We start from the raw sequence: 16726 nt of genomic DNA on the forward strand, positions 1-16726 counted from the left end.
TAATTCTGTAGAAAGAAATGACCGGCAGCTTCACGCCCTCCTGCCCTTCGCGACAGGTAGAAATCGGCCAGAAGCAGCCGTCCGCGCAGCAACTCGAGTCGGTATGTCGCTTTTCGTCATCACACTCGCTATGCCCCTGAACGCAGAAGCGGCAGCTGGCTAAACGAAGAAGACGCCACTCTTTAGGGCCTCGTCGAACGCGTCGTACGTGTTGCTCCGGTGAAGCAGGCGCACTTGCCAGAGATAGAACGATCGAACCACCTGCCCCTCGGCGGCCGGGAACTCGCGGTAGGTCGTTCCGCGAGAGACCAAGGCCGCACCGCAGGCTCCACTCAGCGGCCCCGGACGCACCGGCCCCCAGCCCGTATTCCAGTGAGCGTAGTCCGCCACCACTTGTTCATCCTCGAGGACCTCGAGCGTGGTGCCCACCTGACGCACCTCGGTTTGAGCAGTCCCCATGAGCGTCGGCACGAACAGTCGAGATGGATAGAGGTTCAATTGCAGGTATCCCATGCGACCACGGTCCATCCGTCCGGCCAAAGGCAGCGACGCAGACGGGGCGTCCAGTAACTGATCGATGGGCATTGTCCCCAACCAAGTCATCTCGTCGAGCGGCGTCGTGGGCACGCTTGGCAGCATCGGCATGTCGCGCCAGAAGGAATCGATATGTGAAGCAAGATCCTGGTCAGCCACTTCGCTGTTGCCGAACTGCAGCCAGCGCACAAGCGACACCTCCACGCAGCGTCCCATTATCATCTCGACGGGAGTGCTGAGCGCGATTAGCTCATCGCCGGGTCGCTCGGCCGCGACGCGATGGACGACTCCTCGCATGATTCCCTCGATCGCGTTCGCGTCCCCGCTGAAGTCCTCCCGCACCGGCACCCATGCCGGGCGTGAAGGCCTCAGCGCGGCCAGCGTTGGATGAATGGGCAGCGCCATCAGTGCGTAATGGCGCACTACACCAGACGGCAGTCCCCACAACCGTTCCGCTACCACCAAGGTGCGCAAGTAGGCCGAGATCGCACGAAGGGCGGCCCGGGCGGAGTAAGGGCCCACGAAACCTTTGCCCAACGGCCGCGCAAAGTGCCCGATGTCGCCCTGCAGGGGAGCCTCGGGATAGGCCTTCTGGTTTTGAGCCCACTCGAACGCCATCTGGCGAATCAGCGGGAGTTTTGTTCGAAGCTCCAGTCTGCTAAGCGTGGTCCGGAAGATCCTGGGCAGGTCCACCCCCTGCACACCGCCGAAATCACCGGGAATCTCGAAGTGATTTGGCGCCGTTTTGAGGTCGGCATCGAGCGCCTGCGCCTCGAAGCCGAGCGCCTCGAGGAACAGGTTGGACAGCAGTGACGGTTTCGGCGTGCGGTTCGGCAAATCGGGATTGGGGACGTACCCGTGCTCACCTGCAGCCATCCAGAAGATGCAGAGAGCCTCGACGACTTCCGCCTCGAGGTTGCGCGAATGCAGCAACTTCAGCAGCGCAGACTCGGTCTCTGCCGTCGTCGCAGGGTCGCTCAGCCGTTTTGCCAACTCCTGCAAGGTCCACCATCGGCAGGATGGCGTCGGCCATCCCAGGCGAGCGATGAGAATTCGAAGCTCGTCCATCAACCCCTCCGCGCGTCGGCAGCAGCCAGTTCAGTCCCCCAGCGCGGGTTAGCTAGCGGGAGGGTTCGGGTGTCTTCGAGCACACAGTCGACCATAACCTCCGCGAACTCAACCGCCGCATCGATGCGTCCCTGCTTCACGTAGAAATAGACCATCGCCTCACCCGGCGCCAATCGCGGCCGCTCCGGTTCGCCGAACATGGCATAGGCCGTCTTGGTCACGAAATCATCGCAAGACTTCGGGTAGTACTGAGCCACGAGGTCGAGCCGCGCGAGCGTCTTCTCTTCGCGCTCCATATAGCCGATCCAGGCGCCGCTGTTAATCTGCGCGCTGACGAGGTACTTCCAAGCCGCCTTCAGGCCGCCCTGCCTGCGTCGAGTGTGAAAGGCATGGCCAGACAGGTGGAGCAGATCGCGGCCTCGACCTCGGCTGGACAAGAGCGAGTCATCCAGTGCATCGAGAATCCGTTTCCCCTGGCCCTGGCCCTCCCAGTACCGATACCAGTCCAGAAGCGCCGCCTCGTCGTCGTAGCCACCACCCGAGAAGCGATCGAGCAAGGCCATTAGCTGCTCAGGCTCGAAGGTCGAGACGTCACCATCGAAGGGCTTTCGATCCGTGTTGGAGCTCGCGTGCTCCTCGCGATTCAGCACGCCGATGTCCCACCCCCCGTGAGCGTTGAGTACCTGCAGGTGCTCGGCGGCACCCTCGACGCCCTCCTTGGCTAGACGCTGCAGCACATCCCCAATTTCCGGGGGCAGGCCCGTGCGCATTAGCGCATCAAGCGGCCAGCCGGCCTTCACGCCCTGCTCGACGTACACACTCAGGCTGTTCTCAGCCTGAGACCACTGCCCGGCGTCGACATGCTCCTCGTACTTGGCCACCAATGCGTCGGGAGCCAGCTTGGCCAGCAGCGCGTCCGCCTCAGTCAGCACGTGCCGGGTGCCACTACCGTCCGTGTAGTCCAGCACGGAGTGGACTTGAGAGGCGACCCGCGCTAACAATCGACGTGCATTTTTCGGCGCGGCTTCGACCAGGAAGCCGATCGCGTCGAGGGTCTTGTTCAGCGTCGGATCTTTGCGATGCGAGAAGCCTGTCGCCAGCTCCCAGGTCTGCCGACAGAGTTCGCGCGCCGTCGTTTCCAAACCATGGGCCACCGAAATCCCACACAACTGCAGCGGCGTTTGCAGATGCACGCTGGTCTCCTGCCGCACCTCCGCATCGAACTGCTCGCGCTGGGAGCGAACGAATTTCTCAGCGGCCTCATCAGACATCTTCGTCAGCAGCCCTGCGGCGTACTGCTCGCGGAAAGACGCCGCGTCGAACCACTTGAACGACTCTGCGGCAGCGAGCGTCGCCTCGGTCAGATCAGCCTCGACGGCATGGCCCAACAGAATGCTGCCCAGACGGACGTCGCAGGCAACCTGATGCAGGGCAGCCCGAAAATCCTCTGCCGCAGATTGCCAGTCGTAGTTCTGTCGGAAATGCCTAAACTCCACCGGGTCTAGTAGCTCAAAGACCGCGTGGAAGTCTACGAACTCCCCCCGCCACCAGTGATGAGCCACTTGGGCGGCGACGCCCGAGAGCGCGTTCAGGAAGTCTGTGACATTCTCTCTGTCGGCATATACCGGTGCGCGTGCAAAGCTGAACTCGGTCTGCCCTTCCGCGGCCATGCACACGCTCAAGTGCACAGCGCTGAAGAACCAGTGGTGCACCAGCCTCGCAAGGCCCAGCTTGCGCTCGCGGTAGTCGAGTCCCAGCCAGTCGATCGGGATCGAAGCGTTTAAGGTCGTCACGGCCGGCACGTGGGCCGCCTCGATGGCTGCTACGAAGGGCGTTCTGGCGAGTGCTTTGAAGTCACCGCGTTCGACGATGCTTACATTGACCTGAGCTGCGGCCCGGAGGCAGGCATCGCTGACAACGCACTTGCGCCGGGTATCGCCTATCGACGCTGCGAGCGACATCAACTCGTCCAGTTGCCCCTCCGCGGCCATCAGCCGTACGCGCGGTAACCACCCCTCTGGGTGAGCCCGTGTCACGAGCTGCTTGAGCCCTTCCGGCGTGGTCCCTACCGCGCCCAAGCGCGCAAACGCACCCGCCAGGAACCTGAAAGCATCCAAGCCGTTACCCGTGGCGTATTCTCTCGAGAATCGACTCGCGCCCCGGAAGCGTCGCAGCGTCTCCTCGCCACATGTCTCGGCCAGGAGATGGTCGCCGCGCGCTCGCAGCGCCAGCCCCAGCGCCGCCACAAGTTTGACATCCGTCTCGTGCCTGGAAGCAACGGCCTCTCGAATCACCCCATCGTCCGATGCCAGCGTCCAGGTGTAAGAGACCAGCTGTGCCATGTCCTCGTCCGGCATCTGGTACTGGCTGCCCTCAACCATGCGGGCCTTCAGGTGCTGAAGGCGATAGGCCTGCGCGAACTCAGCCCGGTCCAGCGCCGCAGCCACGGCGTCGGTGATCAACGTGTCAAACAGCGACTGCGGATAGCCCTCTTCCAGCCGCAGCAGCACCCAGTCTCGGGTCAAGCCCGCGATCAGATGGCTTGCATCGCCGAGCTGTGCCTGGACCGTCCAGAGCCAGTTCACCCGCAAAGCATTGGGCGCCAACGTCTCCAGCCAACGCGCAACCTCCGGCCTCAGTGCGGCGATGCGATCGGCGTAGCCATCGGTCGATCGCACGTACACGGCTAGGCTCTCGTGGAAGACCTTCAAACCGGCGGCCGACGAATGAAGCAGATGTTCCACCTTTTCGATCTCGGGGGCCGCCAGCCTCATCGCGCTCGCGATCTCTCCGAATGCAGTCCGCGGCCAGAAGAACGGGAAGGCGCAAACCAGTCGCAGCGCATCCTTTAGGCTGGGTGAAAGCCGCTCCCATAGCGACCCGTAGTAGAACTTCACGTCCTGACTCAGATCACCGGTGAGTTGCTCGACGTCCCATCGCGTGACCTTGCCACCGGCAAGCACAAGCGCAGAGGTCGCGTAGACGACGTGCAGTGGGTGACCGTTGGTCCTGGCGCGGAGCGCGGCCGCGGCGCTCTGCAACTCATCCTCACCAACAGCCTCGTGCGCTGCGGTAACCTCAGTCGGTTCAGCCGCCTCCGGCTCTGCATGAACGTCCTTCTCATTGGGCTCCGCAGGCTCAAAGCCCGTGCTCAACCGACCGGAGTGCACCGCCTGAAGCAAGTACGAAAGGACGGCGTCGCCGGACATGGCGGGAAGCGTCTTCCAACTTGCCTTCGGCGCCGCGATCAACAAGTCTGCCGGAAGTTGGGCGTCGTCCACCGGCTGCGTGCCCACGAGCAGCACCAAGTTCTCAGGACACGGCACCAACTGGGCAAACAGGTCCTCCAGCGGCTGTTTATCCTCCCCATTGATGCGCCAGACGTGGTCGAGACCGTCCAAGATCAGCACGAAGGGCTTATCGAGCGCTTTGTAGTGCGCCGCAGTGGCTTCCAACTGCGCGCGCAGGCCACCGAGCGGGCGGAGGACGCCGGGATGGAATCGCTCGATCTGCGATCGGATCGACTCTTCGACGATGTAGCTGTGTAAGCGATCCCGGCCGCGCTCCGTCGTGGACAGGAAGTAGTGGTGGCGGACCGTCGGAATGTCTTTGTCGGCGAGTATGTCGCACAGCGCGCTGAGGTAGGTGCTCTTGCCGCGACCAGGCGGACCGGTCAGAACGATCGCCTTGCCGCCTGACCGCAGAGCATCCTCGACGAAAGCGTCGTGGAAGTCAGCATCGGGCACCTCATAGCCCTTGGGGACCGCAAAGTCTTCCGGGAGAGGTGCCGGCGGTGTCGCCTGCAGGATCGCGCGAAGATCTGGCAACGTGATCCAGCCGGACGGCGGCGGAGAGTTCTTCTGCGTCGCCCAATTCAGGGCGACGTTTTTGAGGACGGCGATGCCCTCCGGCGTGCCATGTGCACGAAGCCGCGCGTCAACCTCGTGCTCGAGGGTCTCGTAGCCCTTGTCGCTATGCGTGATCTGTAGTCGACCGAGAAACTCCTCACAGTCCGTCTCGCCGCCGAGTTCGGCGATGAGCGCCGCGCGCCTCGGGTCAGATACCTTGGCGAAATCAATCTTGCCCCCGGCCAGGCAGGCTTCGATCTCAGCATCAGGCCGCCGGTTGGTCAACAGAGAGAGATCACCGATACGTGCCAGGTCCAGCGACCTGTACGCATCAAACCACTTCTTCAGCATCGACCGGGACCGCTCCGTCTTGCCGGATTTCTCAAGCAGCCAATCCCAGGACAGCGGATGTGCATCAGGGTTTGGCGTGAACTTGACCTGCTTAAGGTCTTGCAGTCCGTCCATGCGCTCGACCACGATGTCGTCCAAACCCGTTGGTGCTTCCGCCTCAACGTCACACTCGAACTTGACCTTCGCGTAGCGACACGGTGCATCCAGCCAGTCGCACAATACCCGCAGCCCCTGCCGGTTCTGATAGATGTAGCCGGCGGAGGTGATCGCCGTATTCTTGATGTTCTCAGTCATCGTTTGCAGTCCCTTGCGCCGCGAGAACAACGTCGGCACGCGCCGCGAAATCTGCGATGCGGTTGAATACGACGATGCGAAAATTATTGGTCACGACTGGGAAGCTTGTCGCGCGTGATGCGCGCATAGGCTTCCGGCAGACTCCCGCGCAACTGTAGCTGCAATTCATTGCCGCCCCCACCTTTTGTCCGATCCCATGACAGATCAGCAGCCCACATGGCCAACGCCGTCATGCCGATGGTAAATGACGCACTTACTGGTTCAACCACACCTCAAATCTCCCCGCAGGGTCACATTCGCCAGTATGCCCTCCCGCCGTTTGGGCAAGCTCGCTTGGCTGCAGGATATCCACAATGAGGGGCTTCTTCGTGGCTACGCGTTCGGGACAGTAAGTGTCGCTTCTGGGTCGATCTCTGCCGGTCATGCCAACGAAGAGTACTGGCCAGATCGAATGCAAATGGATGGACAAGCCTGCCTAGCTGTCGCGCCGTTGTGTCCGCCGGACGCTTCAGTGTTCGACTTCAGCCAGACCGATCATCTGCTGTAACGCGCCTATCAATCGACCCAAACGTTGAGGGAAGGAGCCGAGTTGATCCGCACCGGAGTCTTGGGTTCGTTGCAGGCTCGCACCCTTCATACTGATTAATGGGTAGTCTTCGCCCCGAGATCGTTTGGAATAAAAAGCCCCGCCCGAGCATCGCCCGGCGGGGCTTTTCTTTTGCCTGCCGCTGCCACCCTGCTGTCACAGCTAAACTGATCTGTCAGGGAAAAGTCTTGAGAGGCTCGAATTATATGGTGTCCCAGGGCAGGTTCGAACTGCCAACCTTCCCCTTAGGAGGGGGATGCTCTATCCAATTGAGCTACTGAGACACACGTTGACCGCGACGAAACGCGATGCGATGGACGGCGTGCATGTTAACGGCCGGGCTGGCTTTTGTCATGTCGTCCGTAGGGCTTTTTAAGTGTAGGCAGTCGCCTCGGCCGGGCGCGGACTTGTTTACCGTGCAAATTGCATCACCGCAAAAAGCCATCATTGCAAAATGCAATATTGCGCTTTACCAAAAATAACTTAATTCATTGTTTTTAAAGAATTTAATTGCCGATAGACTCTGGCGTGCGAGCTGCTGGCAGCGACAAGCACGGCTTTGTCAGCCAGGAAAACATCCTGGTACCGGCTCCATCTACCGAACGCTTGGTATTTTGAAATGACCCCCACCAGGAGCACAGCATGTCCAGATCAGCCGCGAGTTTCTTCATCCTCGCCATGTTGAGTGGCATTTTTCATCTGTCATTGACCCAGGACATGGTCGTCACCCTCCCCCTGATCGCCTGTGGCGTATTCAGCGCCCTGTTCGTGCTCGCATTGATTGCCGGACGCAAGATCAAGTTTGATCCGGTACTGCGTTGATCCGACATGGCAGATCCAGTGCAAGGGCCTGCCATCCATCCTGAATTCACCCCCTCTATACGACCTCCCCTAGTAAATCGGCCATTTGCCACTATTCTGTAAAAGGCAAGGAACAGGGATCGAGTCGGCTTTTTCTGCCCCTCAGAAGCCTTTCGTGGGTTGGAGAAAGCGCTAAGCGATACGGCCCGGTCGAACTTTTCAAACCAGTCTGCATTTCTGATAATTGGTGCTGGCAGAAAGCCTTTATACAGTTCAATATTTGTCACAGAATTGACGCCAAGGATCTGGCTTGTTTGAGGCATGATGCGCGCCTATCAATTCAGGTTGAACATTTGGTCAGAGCGCTTGTCCTACCAGACATCCTGCGGCCAATCCCGAAAACCGCTCCCCTGAACTAACCGGTTAAATATATGCGCCCATTGAAACAGGCAATTTATTCCAGCCGTACGGCTGACAAGTTCGTCGTACGTCTGCCAGACGGAATGCGTGAACGCATTGCCGAGGTGGCTCGCAATCATCATCGCAGCATGAACTCCGAAATCATTGCGCGCCTTGAGCAGAGTCTTATTCAGGAAGGCGCACTGGGAGAAGAGTTGAGCATGCGCCTGGACAGCCCGGAGCTTTCCTTGCACGAACGGGAACTGCTGCAGCGCTTCCGCCAACTCTCCCATCGTCAGCAGAACGCCTTGGTTTCGCTGATCGCCCATGACGCTGAAATGGCCGCCGACGCGTCCTGATTCACCCAAAAAGCTCAAGCCAGCCTGATCGCTGGCTTTTTTTTGCCTGAAATCCGGGCACAAAAAACCCGCCTGACGGCGGGTTTTAGTGAAACGGACTTCAGAGCAGGAAGATTGTCGCAAGCCCGAGGAAGATGAAAAAGCCGCCGCTGTCGGTCATGGCAGTAATCATCACACTGGCCCCCATTGCCGGATCGCGTCCCATCTTCGCCAGGGTCATCGGGATCAAGACCCCCATCAACGCCGCCAGCAACAGGTTGAGTATCATCGCGGCGGTCATCACCACGCCCAATGACCAACTGCCATAGAGCAGGTAGGCAACCACACCGATCACCCCGCCCCAGATCACGCCGTTGATCAACGCTACTGCCATTTCCTTGCGCATCAGGCGCGAGGTATTGCCGGTGCTCACCTGGTCCAGCGCCATGGCCCGAACAATCATGGTGATGGTCTGGTTACCCGAGTTACCGCCGATCCCCGCCACGATCGGCATCAACGCTGCAAGCGCCACGAGCTTCTCGATCGAACCTTCAAACAAACCGATGACCCGAGAAGCCACGAACGCGGTAATCAGGTTGATCGCCAGCCAGGCCCAACGGTTACGCAGGGATTTCCAGACCGACGCAAAAATGTCTTCTTCTTCACGCAGACCCGCCATGTTGAGAACTTCGCTTTCGCTCTCTTCACGGATCAGGTCGACCATTTCATCGATGGTCAGACGGCCGATCAGCTTGCCGTTCTTGTCGACCACAGGCGCGGAGATCAAGTCGTAACGCTCGAACGCCTGGGCGGCATCGTAGGCGTCTTCGTCCGGGTGGAAACTCACCGGATCGCTGGCCATCACCTCGGAAACCTGTTTGTCCGGATCGTTGACCAGCAAACGCTTGATCGGCAACACGCCCTTGAGGACGCCGTCGTAATCGACCACGAACAGTTTGTCGGTGTGGCCCGGCAACTCCTTGAGACGACGCAGATAACGCAAGACCACTTCAAGGCTGACGTCCTCACGGATGGTCACCATCTCGAAGTCCATCAACGCACCGACCTGTTCCTCGTCGTAGGACAGTGCCGAACGCACGCGCTCGCGTTGTTGCTGGTCGAGGGTCTCCATGAGCTCATGGACGACGTCTCGCGGTAGCTCGGAGGCCAGGTCAGCGAGTTCGTCGGCATCCATGTCCTTGGCGGCTGCCAGGAGCTCGTGATCGTCCATGTCGGCGATCAGCGATTCACGGACCGAATCGGATACTTCAAGAAGGATGTCGCCGTCGCGATCGGCCTTGACCAGTTGCCAGAGCGTCAGACGATCGTCCAGCGGCAAGGCTTCAAGGATGTAGGCGACGTCGGCGGAGTGCAGGTCATCGAGTTTGCGTTGCAACTCGACGAGGTTCTGCCGGTGAACCAGGTTCTCGACCCGGTCATGATGCGGGCCTTCCTGGCGGTGAGTCAGGTCTTCTACCACTCGCTGGCGCTGCAGCAACTCAACCACCTGAGCCAGGCGATCCTGCAAGCTTTCCTGCGTTTTCTTTACTTCAACATCGGACATAGGCGAACTCCACTCCCAGCAGCGGGGCACGCCGGAAGGATCAATCAGTCAATTCATGATTGGTGAAACGGGGTACTGAGTAACTACTGGGTAAGTCCATGGAGGTATTCCACAAGCCCCGGCGGGGCTGACGGGCGCAATGATACACCGCCTGACGGTTTTAAACGTTAAAAAATCTTGGCTGAAACAAGCGCTTGCACAACAAACTTGAGCATCGTCCTGATCCATGAAAATGCGACGACGTATTCTGAAAAGAAAACACACCGCCCTTCGAAAATTGTAGCCGCTACCCTTGTAAAGGAACGTCATGGAGGACGCCTGATGCCATCAGTTGCACAATTCTTTTTACTGCTCGGCCTGGTCAGCCCCTCGCCCCTGGCGCTCGCCACCACCGTTCAGCGCTGCGAGGCGGCCAATGGGCGCATTACTTTCACCACACTGAGTTGTGCCGCGGGAGAGAGTGTTTCACTTCAGGACGTCCGCGCCTTTACACCCGGCAGCACGATGGCGCTTATGCCGCCAGCCGAACCCCGTGAAACATCAGGAATGAAAATCCAAAGGAAAGAGCCGACCGTGGTCGGTCAGGCGCAGGACAAGTGCGGAAACCTGATCAGTGCCAGGCAGCGCCGGGAGGCGATCATCAATCAGCGAGTGGTCGCCGGCATGAGCCAGCAAGACGTCGAAAGCGCGCTCGGCAAGCCGGACAAGATCAGTATTCGCAATTCAGCTACGAGCTATCGTTACGACACCCTGCGAGGTCGCAGCGCACAGGTGGAGTTCGACGAGAGGGGATGCACGAAAGGAAAAGCCAAATCCCGGACGGCAAAAAGCCCGCATTAGATGCGGGCTTTTTGTTGTATGGTGCACTCGACAGGATTCGAACCTGTGACCGCTCGGTTCGTAGCCGAGTACTCTATCCAGCTGAGCTACGAGTGCATTTTGTGTTTTTAGACCAGACCACAACTGGTTGAAGCCAAGTTACTTGCATTACTGCAACTAACTCTTAAATGGTGCACTCGACAGGATTCGAACCTGTGACCGCTCGGTTCGTAGCCGAGTACTCTATCCAGCTGAGCTACGAGTGCATTTGTTGCCGCGCATTATAGGCCGTCTAATCTCTATGTCAAGCACTTTTTCTAGTAATTTCAACAACTTACCGAAGAAGCCAGATTACAACGTACTACGCAAATAATGGCGGAGAACGGGGGATTCGAACCCCCGACACCCTTTTGAGGTGTACTCCCTTAGCAGGGGAGCGCCTTCGGCCACTCGGCCAGCTCTCCGCAACACGGGGCGTATATTAACCAGCTTCTTCCCCGTTTGCAAACATAAAAAACGATAAAAATTAATGGCTTGGTTCTTCGTCCTTCTCTTTCTTGATACGCAGGTAAATTTCTTCCCGATGAACAGCTACCTCTTTGGGGGCATTAACACCGATGCGCACTTGATTTCCTTTGACGCCGAGCACGGTCACGGTGATTTCGCCATCACCGATAATCAGGCTTTCTGCACACCGACGAGTCAGAATCAGCATACCTTTCTCCTCACGCATTACATTTCAGGGACAACAGTCTGCAAAAAAAAGGCACTCGACCCACAACCGGAGCGGTCGCAGCCCTACATGCCTGAGTATTGACTAGCGCGAGCAAAAGAACAGCCTCGGGGGTCACGCCATTCAAAAAAACAAAAGGCGCGGTCAGACCGCGCCTTTTGGCAAACGCATCACTCGCCCTGGCGGGCCGGTGCGTCCAGTTCGAAAGCCGTGTGCAGAGCGCGCACAGCCAGTTCCAGGTACTTCTCTTCGATCACTACGGAGACTTTGATTTCCGACGTCGAGATCATCTGGATGTTGATGCTTTCCTTGGCCAGGGATTCGAACATGCGGCTGGCCACGCCTGCGTGAGAACGCATGCCAACGCCGACGATCGACACCTTGGCGATCTTGGTGTCGCCCACGACTTCACGGGCACCCAGCTCGCCAGCGGTCTTTTCCAGCACGGCTTGCGCCGCCTGGTAGTCGTTGCGGTGCACGGTGAAGGTGAAGTCGGTGGTGTTATCGTGCGCGACGTTCTGCACGATCATGTCGACTTCGATGTTCGCGGCACTGATCGGGCCGAGAATCTTGAAGGCAACGCCCGGGATGTCTGGCACGCCACGGATGGTCAGCTTGGCTTCATCGCGGTTGAAAGCGATACCGGAAATGATCGGCTGTTCCATGGTTTCCTCTTCATCAATAGTAATGAGGGTGCCCGGACCCTCCTTGAAGCTGTGCAGTACGCGCAGCGGAACGTTGTACTTGCCGGCGAACTCGACCGCGCGGATCTGCAGCACCTTGGAACCGAGGCTGGCCATTTCCAGCATCTCTTCGAAGGTGATCTTGTCCAGGCGCTGAGCCACGGACACCACACGCGGGTCGGTGGTGTAGACACCGTCGACGTCGGTGTAGATCTGGCATTCGTCAGCCTTCAGGGCTGCCGCCAGCGCCACGCCGGTGGTGTCGGAACCGCCACGACCGAGGGTGGTGATGTTGCCGTGCTCGTCGACGCCCTGGAAACCGGCGACAACCACCACACGACCTGCCTTCAGGTCACCGCGAATCTTCTGGTCATCAATCTGCAAGATACGCGCTTTATTGTGCGCGCTATCCGTCAGAATCCGCACCTGGTTGCCGGTGTACGACACCGCCGGCACGCCACGCTTGATCAGCGCCATGGCCAACAGGGCAATCGTCACCTGCTCACCGGTGGAGACGATCACGTCCAGCTCGCGCGGAACCGGTTGGCCGTCGCCACTGATTTGCTTGGCCAGATCGATCAGACGGTTGGTTTCGCCGCTCATTGCAGACAGCACAACCACCAGGTCATCGCCGGCATCGCGGAATTTCTTAACCTTGTCGGCGACCTGCTCGATTCTCTCGACAGTGCCGACCGAGGTGCCTCCAAATTTCTGTACGATCAAAGCCATTTCAAAGCCGCCTCTGCCCATGAAGGGCGCCCAAATAATCACTCAAACAGCGTTGCGGCCCACCACTAGACTGCGGGCCGCAAGTACTGCCTTATAGACCCTGCTCTACAAACGGAACGGTCAGGGCCAGTGCCGCATCCAGTGCGCCAGCGTCGGTACCGCCGCCTTGCGCCATGTCTGGACGACCACCACCCTTCCCGCCCACTGCCGCAGCGGCTTGCTTCATCAAATCACCGGCTTTGAGTTGGCCAGTCAGGTCTTTGGTTACGCCTGCAACCAGAACGACCTTTTCCTCATGGACACTGCCGAGCAGGATCACTGCGCGGCCGAGTTTGTTTTTCAGTTGATCGACCAGCGCCAGCAGCGCCTTGCCATCCTGACCATCCAGACGCACGGCCAGCACTTTCACGTCCTTGACGTCCAGCGCCTGGGCCGACAGATCGTCGCCCGCAGCACTGGCAGCCTTGGCTTGCAACTGCTCGAGTTGCTTCTCCAGCAGACGGTTGCGCTCCAGCACAGCCGACAGCTTGTCGATCAGGTTGTCGCGGCTGCCCTTGACCAGGCTGGCCGCTTCCTTGAGTTGTTCTTCCGCCGCGTTCAAGTAGGCCAGCGCTTGCGCACCGGTGACGGCTTCGATACGACGTACGCCCGATGCCACACCGCCTTCGCTGATGATTTTCAGCAGGCCGATGTCGCCGGTACGGTTGGCGTGGATACCGCCGCACAGCTCGACGGAGAAATCGCCCATGCTCAGTACACGCACGTTGTCGCCGTATTTCTCGCCGAACAGCGCCATGGCGCCTTTCTGCTTGGCGGTTTCGATATCGGTTTCTTCGGTTTCAACTTCGGAGTTCTTGCGAATCTCGGCGTTGACGATGTCTTCCAGCGCTTTCAGTTGTTCAGGCTTGATGGCTTCGAAGTGACTGAAGTCAAAACGCAGGCGCTGACTGTCGACCAACGAGCCTTTCTGCTGAACGTGATCGCCCAGCACCTGGCGCAATGCAGCGTGCAGCAAGTGAGTCGCGGAGTGGTTCAACGACGTGGCGTGACGCACCTCGGCGTCAACGTGGGTCTCGACCGGCGCACCGACGATCAGGCTACCCGAATCCAGGATACCGTGGTGCAGGAATGCACCGCCGGTCTTGGTGGTGTCACGCACGTCGAAACGCGCGCTGCTCGCCTGCAGGTAACCGCAATCACCGACCTGGCCACCGGACTCGGCGTAGAACGGCGTCTTGTCGAGCACGATCACGCCCTCATCGCCTTCGCTCAATACGTCGACCGACTGGCCATCTTTATACAGCGCAACGATTTTTGCCAAACCACGGGTATCGGTGTAGCCGGTGAATTCGGTGTCCACATCGACCTTGACCAGGCTGTTGTAGTCCATGCCGAAGGAACTGGCGGAACGGGCACGGACGCGCTGGGCCTCCATTTCACGCTCGAAACCTTCTTCGTCGATGGTCAGGCTGCGCTCGCGAGCGATGTCGCCGGTCAGGTCCATCGGGAAGCCATAGGTGTCGTAGAGTTTGAACACCACGTCGCCGGGCACCACGTCGCCTTTGAGTTCGGCCAGATCCTGCTCGAGGATCTTCAGGCCCTGCTCCAGGGTCTTGGCGAATTGCTCTTCTTCGGCCTTCAGCACGCGCTCGATGTGCGCCTGCTGGGATTTCAGCTCTGGGAACGCCTCGCCCATCTCGGCAACCAGCGCCGCAACGATCTGATAGAAGAAGCTGCCCTTGGCGCCCAGCTTGTTACCGTGACGGCAGGCGCGACGGATGATCCGGCGCAGCACGTAGCCGCGGCCTTCGTTGGACGGCAGCACGCCGTCGGCGATCAGGAAGCCGCAGGAACGGATGTGGTCAGCCACGACTTTCAGCGAAGCCTGGGCGTCGTTGGTGCAGCCAATGGCCTTGGCCGAAGCGCTCAGCAGACTCTGGAACAGGTCGACTTCATAGTTCGAGTGAACGTGCTGCAGCACGGCACTGATCCGCTCCAGGCCCATGCCGGTGTCGACCGACGGCGCTGGCAGCGGGTGCAACACGCCATCGGCGGTGCGGTTGAACTGCATGAACACGTTGTTCCAGATTTCGATGTAACGGTCGCCGTCTTCTTCCGGCGAGCCCGGTGGGCCACCCCAGATGTCGGCGCCGTGATCGTAGAAAATCTCGGTGCAAGGACCGCACGGGCCGGTATCGCCCATGGTCCAGAAGTTGTCGGAGGCGTACGGCGCGCCCTTGTTGTCGCCGATGCGCACCATACGCTCGGCCGGGACCCCGATTTCCTTGGTCCAGATGTCGTACGCCTCGTCATCGCTGGCGTAGACAGTGACCCAGAGCTTTTCCTTTGGCAGGTTCAGCCACTTGTCGGACGTCAGGAAGTTCCAGGCGTAGGTGATGGCGTCACGCTTGAAGTAGTCGCCGAAGCTGAAGTTACCCAGCATTTCGAAGAAGGTGTGGTGACGAGCGGTATAACCGACGTTTTCCAGGTCGTTGTGCTTGCCGCCGGCGCGCACGCATTTCTGGCTGCTGACGGCGCGGGTGTACGCGCGCTTTTCCTGGCCCAGGAAGCAGTCCTTGAACTGGTTCATCCCCGCGTTAGTGAACAGCAGGGTTGGGTCGTTGCCCGGAATCAAAGAGCTGGAGGCTACACGGGTGTGGCCTTGCTCTTCGAAGAAGCGAAGGAAGGCTTCACGGATTTCTGCGCTTTTCATTAGGTTCTTCCACGGAGGCTGCGGCCAAAGGCCTGTTCGAAACGTCAACAGACGAAGCGACGGCAAAGGGCCGCATTATATCGGCCCTGCGCGCGGGGTACAGCGTGTTTATACGATAGAAACGCTCAATTGGAGCGCTAACGCTATCACTTGCGCGAAAAGCCGACGAATGTCGCGACGACTTGCTCGATTTGCGCACGGCTGACGTCCATGTGCGTGACCATGCGCAGACGCGCGGCGGCACTGAGCTTGATCCCGCGCTCGGCGGCAAAGGCCTTGATGGCCTCGGCCTGGTCGCCCATCTGCACGTAAACCATGTTGGTCTGCACCGGCTCGACCTCGTAGCCTGCCCCGCGCAGGCCTTCGGCCAGCAGCTGTGCGTTTGCGTGGTCGTCGGCCAGGCGCTCTACGTTGTGATCCAGTGCATACAGGCCCGCCGCCGCGAGAATGCCGGCCTGACGCATGCCGCCGCCAACCATCTTGCGCAGTCGCCGGGCTTTGCCGATCAACTCGGCTGAGCCGCACAGCACGGAACCGACCGGTGCGCCCAGGCCTTTGGACAGGCACACCGAGACGGAATCGAAATGTTGGGTGATTTCCCGGGCATCCACGCCCAGTTTCACTGCCGCGTTGTAGAGGCGTGCGCCGTCCAGGTGCAGTTGCAAGCCATGCTCGCGGGTAAAACTGCGCGCCCGCGCCAGGTACTCCAACGGCAGGACCTTGCCTTGCATGGTGTTTTCCAGCGCCAGCAAACGGGTGCGTGCGAAATGGAAGTCGTCCGGCTTGATCGCGGCGGCAACCCGCGCCAGGTCCAGCGAACCATCGGCCTGTGCTTCCAGCGGTTGCGGCTGGATCGAGCCAAGCACCGCCGCGCCACCCCCTTCATACTTATAAGTGTGGGCCTGCTGGCCGACGATGTACTCGTCACCGCGCGCGCAATGGGCCATCAACCCCAGCAGGTTGCTCATGGTGCCGGTCGGCACGAACAGTGCCGCGGCAAAACCCAGGCGCCTGGCCAGTTCGGCTTCCAGGTGATTGACCGTCGGATCTTCGCCATACACGTCATCGCCGGTGGCGGCTTTGGCCATCGCGTCGAGCATGCCGGCGGAGGGTTGGGTGACGGTGTCGCTGCGAAGATCGATAACGCTCATGAATCTGGCCTCGGTAAGCAGGGGAAATCCCTTTCAGGAAAGAATTACTGCGGGCATGGCGACGATTAATCAACCCTCGCGTAGGAAAAGGCCGATTAAACCAACGGAAAAGTCG

The 16726-nt window shown here is 59.7% G+C and carries 11 protein-coding genes and 4 tRNA genes; 3 read left to right on the forward strand and 12 right to left on the reverse strand.

Features of this window, described 5'->3' with window-relative positions; genetic code table 11:
• Window positions 1-159 precede the first annotated feature (159 nt).
• The 4 genes from AC3IT6_RS22360 to AC3IT6_RS22375 form a co-directional block, all read right to left on the reverse strand.
• Complete coding sequence (locus AC3IT6_RS22360; protein WP_489352855.1) at window positions 160-1602, reverse strand: multidrug DMT transporter permease; 1443 nt, start codon at window positions 1600-1602, stop codon at window positions 160-162.
• Entirely contained in the window at window positions 1602-6095 is a 4494-nt protein-coding gene (locus AC3IT6_RS22365; RefSeq protein WP_489352858.1) for an ATP-binding protein, read from the reverse strand. The genes AC3IT6_RS22360 and AC3IT6_RS22365 overlap by 1 nt, the downstream gene beginning before the upstream one ends.
• Window positions 6096-6178: 83 nt before the next feature.
• Window positions 6179-6364, reverse strand: a complete 186-nt coding sequence (locus AC3IT6_RS22370) for a hypothetical protein (RefSeq protein ID WP_489352860.1) — start codon at window positions 6362-6364, stop codon at window positions 6179-6181.
• Window positions 6365-6888: 524 nt separating this feature from the next.
• Window positions 6889-6965: transfer RNA gene (locus AC3IT6_RS22375), tRNA-Arg, on the reverse strand.
• A gap of 358 nt (window positions 6966-7323) precedes the next feature.
• On the opposite strand from AC3IT6_RS22375, the gene AC3IT6_RS22380 reads away from it, so the two are divergent.
• The gene (locus tag AC3IT6_RS22380; protein ID WP_223446632.1) at window positions 7324-7503 is read left to right on the forward strand and encodes a PA3371 family protein; all 180 of its coding nucleotides are present in this window, start codon (window positions 7324-7326) and stop codon (window positions 7501-7503) included.
• Between the two features lie 410 nt (window positions 7504-7913).
• A complete protein-coding gene (locus AC3IT6_RS22385; RefSeq protein WP_003178899.1) occupies window positions 7914-8240 on the forward strand; it encodes an Arc family DNA-binding protein in 327 nt (108 codons plus the stop codon).
• A 100-nt stretch (window positions 8241-8340) separates the two neighbouring features.
• On the opposite strand, the gene mgtE is transcribed toward AC3IT6_RS22385, so the two are convergent.
• Complete coding sequence (mgtE, locus tag AC3IT6_RS22390) at window positions 8341-9783, reverse strand: magnesium transporter (RefSeq protein ID WP_489352863.1); 1443 nt, start codon at window positions 9781-9783, stop codon at window positions 8341-8343.
• 321 nt (window positions 9784-10104) lie between these two features.
• Here mgtE and AC3IT6_RS22395 point away from each other — a divergent pair, with 321 nt between their 5' ends.
• Entirely contained in the window at window positions 10105-10623 is a 519-nt protein-coding gene (locus tag AC3IT6_RS22395) for a cell envelope protein SmpA (RefSeq protein WP_489356648.1), read from the forward strand.
• A gap of 19 nt (window positions 10624-10642) precedes the next feature.
• Here AC3IT6_RS22395 and AC3IT6_RS22400 read toward each other — a convergent pair.
• The 7 genes from AC3IT6_RS22400 to ltaE form a co-directional block, all read right to left on the reverse strand.
• Window positions 10643-10719, reverse strand: a tRNA-Arg gene (locus AC3IT6_RS22400).
• Window positions 10720-10791: 72 nt separating this feature from the next.
• Window positions 10792-10868: transfer RNA gene (locus AC3IT6_RS22405), tRNA-Arg, on the reverse strand.
• A 107-nt stretch (window positions 10869-10975) separates the two neighbouring features.
• Window positions 10976-11066 (reverse strand) — tRNA-Ser (locus tag AC3IT6_RS22410).
• 62 nt (window positions 11067-11128) lie between these two features.
• Window positions 11129-11317 carry a carbon storage regulator CsrA gene (csrA, locus tag AC3IT6_RS22415; protein ID WP_002554426.1) on the reverse strand — a complete coding sequence of 63 codons (189 nt, stop codon included), beginning with the start codon at window positions 11315-11317 and terminating at the stop codon, window positions 11129-11131.
• 188 nt (window positions 11318-11505) lie between these two features.
• A complete protein-coding gene (locus AC3IT6_RS22420; RefSeq protein ID WP_007971040.1) occupies window positions 11506-12747 on the reverse strand; it encodes an aspartate kinase in 1242 nt (413 codons plus the stop codon).
• A 91-nt stretch (window positions 12748-12838) separates the two neighbouring features.
• A complete protein-coding gene (gene alaS / locus AC3IT6_RS22425) occupies window positions 12839-15460 on the reverse strand; it encodes an alanine--tRNA ligase (RefSeq protein WP_489352865.1) in 2622 nt (873 codons plus the stop codon).
• A gap of 146 nt (window positions 15461-15606) precedes the next feature.
• Window positions 15607-16611, reverse strand: a complete 1005-nt coding sequence (gene ltaE, locus AC3IT6_RS22430; RefSeq protein ID WP_489352867.1) for a low-specificity L-threonine aldolase — start codon at window positions 16609-16611, stop codon at window positions 15607-15609.
• Window positions 16612-16726 lie beyond the last annotated feature (115 nt).

The sequence above is a fragment of the Pseudomonas sp. KH_017 genome, from assembly GCF_057840285.1.

Excerpts from the sequence above, each read along its gene's own strand:
- AC3IT6_RS22360 (WP_489352855.1), bottom strand. The coding sequence starts at position 1,602 with ATGGACGAGCTTCGAATTCTCATCGCTCGCCTGGGATGGCCGACGCCA.
- AC3IT6_RS22365 (WP_489352858.1), bottom strand. The coding sequence starts at position 6,095 with ATGACTGAGAACATCAAGAATACGGCGATCACCTCCGCCGGCTACATC.
- AC3IT6_RS22380 (WP_223446632.1), top strand. The coding sequence starts at position 7,324 with ATGTCCAGATCAGCCGCGAGTTTCTTCATCCTCGCCATGTTGAGTGGC.
- AC3IT6_RS22385 (WP_003178899.1), top strand. The coding sequence starts at position 7,914 with ATGCGCCCATTGAAACAGGCAATTTATTCCAGCCGTACGGCTGACAAG.
- mgtE (WP_489352863.1), bottom strand. The coding sequence starts at position 9,783 with ATGTCCGATGTTGAAGTAAAGAAAACGCAGGAAAGCTTGCAGGATCGC.
- AC3IT6_RS22395 (WP_489356648.1), top strand. The coding sequence starts at position 10,105 with ATGCCATCAGTTGCACAATTCTTTTTACTGCTCGGCCTGGTCAGCCCC.
- csrA (WP_002554426.1), bottom strand. The coding sequence starts at position 11,317 with ATGCTGATTCTGACTCGTCGGTGTGCAGAAAGCCTGATTATCGGTGAT.
- AC3IT6_RS22420 (WP_007971040.1), bottom strand. The coding sequence starts at position 12,747 with ATGGCTTTGATCGTACAGAAATTTGGAGGCACCTCGGTCGGCACTGTC.
- alaS (WP_489352865.1), bottom strand. The coding sequence starts at position 15,460 with ATGAAAAGCGCAGAAATCCGTGAAGCCTTCCTTCGCTTCTTCGAAGAG.
- ltaE (WP_489352867.1), bottom strand. The coding sequence starts at position 16,611 with ATGAGCGTTATCGATCTTCGCAGCGACACCGTCACCCAACCCTCCGCC.